General features: G+C 31.8%; 3 protein-coding genes. All 3 read left to right on the top strand.

Translation table 11 applies throughout. The features are described from left to right. The first annotated feature begins 1 nt into the window (after window position 1). Window positions 2-157 carry an HRDC domain-containing protein gene (locus tag RBH29_RS17940; RefSeq protein WP_373463350.1) on the top strand — a complete coding sequence of 52 codons (156 nt, stop codon included), beginning with the start codon at window positions 2-4 and terminating at the stop codon, window positions 155-157. Window positions 158-298: 141 nt separating this feature from the next. Then, window positions 299-550, top strand: coding sequence for a hypothetical protein (locus tag RBH29_RS17485; RefSeq protein WP_306698294.1), 252 nt, complete (start codon window positions 299-301; stop codon window positions 548-550). 28 nt (window positions 551-578) lie between these two features. Beyond that, window positions 579-1,820 carry an IS110 family RNA-guided transposase gene (locus RBH29_RS17480; protein WP_306698293.1) on the top strand — a complete coding sequence of 414 codons (1,242 nt, stop codon included), beginning with the start codon at window positions 579-581 and terminating at the stop codon, window positions 1,818-1,820. Window positions 1,821-2,013: the final 193 nt, after the last annotated feature.

The following is a 2,013-nucleotide window of genomic DNA, read 5'->3' as shown; positions in this document are numbered from 1 at the left end:
TATTTTCCATGATGCTAGTTTAAGAGATATGACTTCAAAGTTACCTTTAGATTTAGAAGCTATGAAGGGTATTTCAGGAGTAGGTCAAGCTAAGTTGGATAAGTATGGCAGTAGGTTTATTGAAGCTATTAGGGATTATGTTTCCAAGGTAGCTTAAGAGTTGGAGGTAAGAGGTATGAGCAGGTATAGCAGGTATAGGAAGAAGTACAGAGGTTATGCAAGTTATAGGCATTTTTGGGACTTCATCATTTATATTATTGATTTATTATTTGGCAGGGACGATTAGTTCCTTGCCTTTATGTTAAATTATAAGGTTTTTAATAAAAGTATATACAGTTTTTGCAAAGGCTTTAAAAGTGGAAGGACTGACATATTCCCTGTAGTTCTGTTTTTACAGTTCAATACTTTAGATATTTTGTCCTCTATTATTAAAGCTTTTGCAAAGGCTGTAATATTTGCCTTTCCCTTAATTACTCAATATTTGATGCGATGGCTGAAAGTTAGTCATAACGCTGTTGTTAGGGATGTTTTAAAGGGTTTAGTACTTTGAAAATTATATATGAAAGTGAGGTTTTAAAATGTTTCAACATCCTAAAATGAGGTATGTCTATTGTGGCATTGATAGTCATAAAGATACTCATACTGCTGTTATTTTAAATTGTTTCTTTGAAAAGCTTGCAGAGTTTACTTTTAAAAATTTATCTTCTGACTTTGAAGATTTTTTAATCAGGGCAAACAGGCACAAGTCAAAGGATATTTCAATTGTTTTTGGTCTTGAAGATGTAAGTGCATATGGAAGAAATCTTGCTGTATACCTTCATTCTAAAGGTTATAGTGTTAAGCATGTTAATTCTTCACTTGTGGCACATGAAAGAAGCTCCTTAAATACGCTTCATAAATCAGATAGTTTTGATGCTGAATGTGCCGCAAGAGTTCTAATTAACAGGCTTGATTTACTTCCACAATTCAATCCATATGATAAGTTTTGGACACTTTCAAAGCTTGTTAAACGTAGAAATTCACTTATTAAAACAGGTATGGCATTAAAGAATCAACTCCACGATTATGTTATGCACCATTATCCAAGTTATAAAAAGTGGTTTCCAAACATTGATGCAAAAAGTAGTTTAGCCTTTTTTGAAAAATATCCTTCACCAGCTAAGCTTGAAGGAGTTACACAAGTTGATATTGTTGAATTGTTTCAAAGAGAAAGCAAGCATCTGTTTTATAAGGATAAAAAGGCAAAACTTATTCTTGATTGTGTTAGTAAAGACAGTTATTCAAAAATACCACATCAGGCATTCATTGATGAAATGATTATATCTACAGTAAAGGAATTAAAAACTGTAATTGCTGAGACAAAAGAAGTTGAAAAGTTAATCAGGGAGTTCCTTCCCCAATTTGGCTACAAGCTTCAAAGTATGAGGGGAATTGATGATATTACAGCAGCTAACCTTATAAATGAAATAGGTGACATTAACCGTTTCCCCAATGCTTCTAAGTTATCACGTTATGCAGGAATTAGTCCTGTAAGTTATTCATCAGGTAAAACAGATTTACAGTTTGCCAATGAAAGAGGTAACAGAAAGCTCAACGGAATACTCTTTAAAATCGCTGTTACTCTTTGCAATACAGGAGGAAGGCACAAAAGAATTACAAATCCTATCTTTTATGATTATTACAAAAAGAAAATATCAGAAGGTAAAACATCAAAGCAAGCTTTTAAATGTGTTCAAAGAAGGCTTGTAAATATAATTTGGTCTATGATGAAAAACAAAACAGAGTATCAAAACCCACCTACAAGAAAATTAGAAGAATAACGTATCTTTTATTTTTGGCACTGGCAACAGTGCCTATCCTTTAGATAAATAAAAATTCTTGAATCTATTTTTAATAGTAAAAAGATATGGTATAATGTGTATTGTTAATAAGTTGAATTTAATTGAACCTTGAAAAAATGGCACTGGTGAAAGTGTCTATATATATTAATGAAGAAACTTTGACAGTTAAGGA

The organism is Herbivorax alkaliphila (assembly GCF_030848475.1).
Lineage (GTDB): Bacteria > Bacillota > Clostridia > Acetivibrionales > Acetivibrionaceae > Herbivorax.
The sequence above is the reverse complement of the archived record's forward strand: the minus strand, read 5'-3'. Positions and strand labels throughout refer to the sequence as shown.